The 4283-nt window shown below is 74.1% G+C and carries 4 protein-coding genes; 1 reads left to right on the top strand and 3 read right to left on the bottom strand.

Annotation, left to right across the window (positions count from 1 at the left end):
* Window positions 1-174 precede the first annotated feature (174 nt).
* On the bottom strand, window positions 175-630 hold the full coding sequence (locus G3I42_RS16675) for an SRPBCC family protein (RefSeq protein ID WP_164286780.1): 456 nt from the start codon (window positions 628-630) through the stop codon (window positions 175-177).
* A gap of 99 nt (window positions 631-729) precedes the next feature.
* Window positions 730-1500 carry a metallophosphoesterase gene (locus G3I42_RS16670; RefSeq protein ID WP_164286778.1) on the bottom strand — a complete coding sequence of 257 codons (771 nt, stop codon included), beginning with the start codon at window positions 1498-1500 and terminating at the stop codon, window positions 730-732.
* A gap of 258 nt (window positions 1501-1758) precedes the next feature.
* Here G3I42_RS16670 and G3I42_RS16665 point away from each other — a divergent pair, with 258 nt between their 5' ends.
* Window positions 1759-3552 carry an AMP-dependent synthetase/ligase gene (locus tag G3I42_RS16665; protein ID WP_164286776.1) on the top strand — a complete coding sequence of 598 codons (1794 nt, stop codon included), beginning with the start codon at window positions 1759-1761 and terminating at the stop codon, window positions 3550-3552.
* Between the two features lie 43 nt (window positions 3553-3595).
* On the opposite strand, the gene G3I42_RS16660 is transcribed toward G3I42_RS16665, so the two are convergent.
* Window positions 3596-4283: glycosyltransferase family 4 protein (locus G3I42_RS16660; protein WP_164286774.1), on the bottom strand; the 688-nt coding region annotated here is incomplete at its 5' end.

Genomic DNA, 4283 nt, shown 5'->3' with positions numbered 1-4283 from the left:
CGGCGGCGACGACGCGCAGGCCGGGGACGGGCGCGGTGCCGAGCGGCACGGGCCCCGGCGTGAGGAGGAGGGTGGAGGTGCCGGCGCGGGCCGCGGCGAGGGCGGTGGCGGCGGCGAGCGTGGTGCGTCCGGCCCCGCCGGGTCCGGTGACGAGGACGGTGCGCACGGAGGGGGTCAGCCCTCGGTGCCGGGCGCCGTGCCGGACTCGACGCGCTTCTTCAGCCCGGCGAGGGCGCGGTCGATGATGACCTTCTCGGCCTTGCGCTTGATCATGCCGAGCATGGGGATCTTGACGTCCACGGTGAGCTGGTAGGTCACCTCGGTCGCGTCGCCCTTGGCGCGCAGCCGGTAGGAGCCGTCCAGGGAGCGCAGCATCTGGGACTTGACGAGGGTCCAGGTGACCTCGTCGGGGCTCGCCCACGTGTAGGCGAGGGTCTGGTCGTCCTTGATGGCGCCCGCGTCCATGACGAGGCGGACCTGCTCGGCGCGGCCCTCGGCGTCGCGCGCGAGGACGTCGGCCTCCTTGACCTCGCCGGTCCAGTCGGGGTAGCGGGCGAAGTCGGCGATCACACCCATGACCGCGGCCGGCGCGGCCTCGATGGTGATGCTTGAGCTGGTGTGTTCGGCCATCGCCGTGACTCCTCCGTGCTGCCGGGTGGCGGGGACGCGGTGCGGGGCCCGCGCGGCAAGGCTACCGCTCCCCGGCACCCGCCTCGCCGGGGCCCGTACTCACCACGTGAGGGCCCAGGGGCGGCCCGTCGACGCGAAGTGACCGACGTTCACGCACTCGGTGGCGCCGATCCGCATGCGGCGCACGAGCGGCTGGTGAACGTGGCCGAAGAGGTGGTAGCGGGGGCGGGTGCGGCGGATCGCGGCGAGCAGGGCGCCGCTGCCGTGCTCGAAGCGGCGCGCGACGGTGTCGTAGCAGAGTTCGGGCACGTCGGGCGGGATGTGGGTGCACAGCACGTCGACCTCGCCGAGCTGCTCGACGAGGGCCGCGTACTCCTCCTCGTCGCGCTCGTAGGGGGTGCGCATCGGGGTGCGCAGTCCGCCGCCGACGAAGCCGAAGACGCGACCGCCGATCTCGGCGCGCTGCCCGTCGAGGACGGTGACGCCCGCGTGCGCGTACTCGGGCCACAGGTGCGGGATGTCGACGTTGCCGAAGGTCGCGTACGTGGGGGTGGGCATCGCGGCGAACAGGCGGGCGTACTGGGCGCGGGCGGCGCGCTCGATGGCGGGGCCCGGCTCCTCGCCGAGGTCTTCCCACAGGGAGCGGCTGAAGGCGTGGGCCTCGGGGAAGCGGCGCGCGGTGCGCAGGGCGACGATCCGGTCGGCGGCGGCGGTGCCGAAGAGGTCGGGGAAGATGCCGTGCGAGTGGTCGGCGTAGTCGAGGAACATGACGAGATCCCCGAGGCAGACGAGGGCGTCGGCCCCGTCCCCGGCGTGCGCGAGATCCCGCGCGTTCCCGTGCACGTCGCTCACCACATGAACCCGCGTCATGCGTTCAGCCTAGTACGCGCCCGACGCACGGCCCTCACCTGCGGTTACTCCCCGAAGCCCGCCGCGGGGGACTACCCTTCCCGCAAGCCCCACGAGGGAGTGTGACGGAGTGAACATCTCTCCGGACCCCCCTATCGGAACCGCTTACCGGTGGGTAACGTCCGGGCAGTCCGTCCTGCCCCCCGCCGGGGGCATCCGCACCGTCGCGGCCCACCCGCACTCCACGGGGTGACCACCGGTGCCCTACGAGGAGCAGTTTTGCGCGAGTTCAGCCTTCCGGCCCTGTACGAGGTCCCCGCGGCCGGCAACCTGGCCGACATCGTCCGCCGCAACGCCGCGCGGCACCCGGACGTGGCGGTGCTCGGCCGGAAGGTCGACGGGGTGTGGCGCGACGTGACGGCGACGACGTTCCTCGCCGAGGTCACGGCGGCGGCGAAGGGCCTCGTGGCCTCGGGCGTGGGCCCGGGCGACCGCGTCGGGCTCATGTCCCGTACCCGCTACGAGTGGACCCTCGTCGACTTCGCCGTCTGGATGGCCGGAGCGGTCACCGTGCCCGTCTACGAGACCAGCTCCGAGGAGCAGGTGCGGTGGATTCTCGGCGACTCGGGCGCGGTCGCGTGCGTCGTGGAGAGCGGCGAGCACGCGCGGGCGGTCGAGGCGGTACGGGAGGGGCTGCCCGGGCTGAAGCAGGTGTGGCGGCTCGACGAGGACGCGATCGGCGCGCTGGAGGCGGCGGGCACCGGCGTCACGGACGGCGCGCTGGAGGAGCGGGCCGCGGCGGTCGGCGCGGACGACCCGGCGACGATCGTCTACACCTCGGGGACGACGGGCCGCCCCAAGGGCTGCGTCCTCACCCACCGCAACTTCTTCGCCGAGTGCGGCAACGTCGTGGAGCGCCTCAAGCCGCTCTTCCGCACCGGCGAGTGCTCCGTCCTGCTCTTCCTGCCCGTCGCGCACGTCCTCGGGCGGCTCGTGGAGGTCGCGGCGCTCATGGCGCCGATCAAGCTCGGCCACGCGCCGGACATCAAGCACCTCACCGACGAGCTGAGCGCCTTCCGGCCGACGATGGTGCTCGGCGTCCCGCGCGTCTTCGAGAAGGTCTACAACGGGGCGCGCGCGCAGGCCCAGGCCGGCGGCAAGGGCCGGATCTTCGACCGCGCGGCCGACACGGCGATCGCGTACAGCCGCGCGAAGGACACCCCGCAGGGGCCCTCGCTCGGGCTGCGGCTGCGCCACCGGCTCTTCGACAAGCTCGTCTACGCGAAGCTGCGCGCCGTGCTCGGCGGGCGCGGCGAGTACGCGATCTCGGGCGGCGCGCCGCTCGGCGAGCGGCTCGGGCACTTCTTCCGCGGCATCGGCTTCACGGTCCTGGAGGGGTACGGGCTCACGGAGTCCTGCGCGGCGACGGCCTTCAACCCGTGGGACCGGCAGAAGATCGGCACGGTGGGGCAGCCGCTGCCGGGCTCGGTGGTGCGGATCGCCGACGACGGCGAGGTGCTGCTCCACGGCGAGCACCTGTTCACGCGGTACTGGAACAACGAGGCGGCCACCGCGGAGGCGCTCGCGGACGGCTGGTTCCACACCGGCGACCTCGGGACGCTCGACGCGGACGGTTATCTCGCGATCACGGGCCGCAAGAAGGAGATCATCGTGACGGCGGGCGGCAAGAACGTCGCCCCGGCCGTCATCGAGGACCGCATCAGGGGCAACGCGCTCGTCGCCGAGTGCATGGTCGTCGGCGACGGCCGCCCCTTCGTCGGCGCGCTCCTCACGCTCGACGAGGAGTTCCTCGCCCACTGGGCGAAGGACCACGGCAGGCCCACCGCGACGGTCGCGGCGCTGCGCGAGGACCCGGCGCTCCTCGCGGCTCTCCAGGAGGCCGTGGACGAGGGCAACCTCGCGGTCTCGAAGGCGGAGTCGGTGCGCAGGTTCCGCGTCCTGGACACGCAGTTCACCGAGGAGTCCGGCCACCTGACGCCGTCGCTCAAGCTCAAGCGCTCGGTCGTCACGAAGGACTACGCGATGGAGATCGAGGCGCTGTACCAGAAGTGAGGCGGCCGGGGGCGGCCCCGCGCCGCCCCCACCTCGGCAGCGTCTACAGCAGCTCCTTGAGCCGCTCCGCCAGCAGGTCCCACCGCCACTTCTCCTCCACCCACGCGCGCCCGGCGGCCCCCATCCGCGCCCGCAGGCCCGCGTCCCCGAGCAGGGTGACGATCCGCTCGGCGGTCTCCGCGACGCTCTCGCCGCGTACGACGAACCCCGTCTCGCCCTCCTTGACGGCGTCCGGCGCGCCCCCGGAGTCCCCCGCCACGACGGGCAGCCCCGTCGCCGATGCCTCCAGGTAGACGATCCCGAGGCCCTCCACGTCGAGCCCCCCGCGCCGCGTGCGGCACGGCATCGCGAAGACGTCGCCCGCCCCGACGTGCGCGGGCAGTTCGGACCACGGGACACCGCCGGTGAACCGCACGGAGTCCGCGACGCCCGTCTCGCGCGCGAGACGCCGCAGGTCCTCCCCGTACGGCCCGTCCCCGACGATCAGGAGCACGGCGTCCGGCTGCGCGCGGAGCACGGCGGGCCAGGCCCGGACGAGCGTGTCCTGCCCCTTGCGCCGCACGAGGCGCGAGACGCACACGACGACGGGCCGGTCCGCGAGCCCCAGCGCGGCGCGCAGCGCGGGCCCGCCGGAGCCGGGGTGGAAGACCTTCTCGTCGACGCCCGGCGGGAGCTGGACCATGCGGGCCGCCGCCTCGGGGGTGAGCGCGCGGGCGACGCGGGCGCGCGTG

This window comes from Streptomyces sp. SID11385 (assembly GCF_010548245.1).
GTDB lineage: Bacteria > Actinomycetota > Actinomycetes > Streptomycetales > Streptomycetaceae > Streptomyces.
The sequence above is the reverse complement of the archived record's forward strand: the minus strand, read 5'-3'. Positions and strand labels throughout refer to the sequence as shown.

What these genes read in the sequence shown, in the direction of transcription:
- G3I42_RS16675 (WP_164286780.1), bottom strand. Translation starts at nt 630, where the DNA reads ATGGCCGAACACACCAGCTCAAGCATCACCATCGAGGCCGCGCCGGCC.
- G3I42_RS16670 (WP_164286778.1), bottom strand. Translation starts at nt 1,500, where the DNA reads ATGACGCGGGTTCATGTGGTGAGCGACGTGCACGGGAACGCGCGGGAT.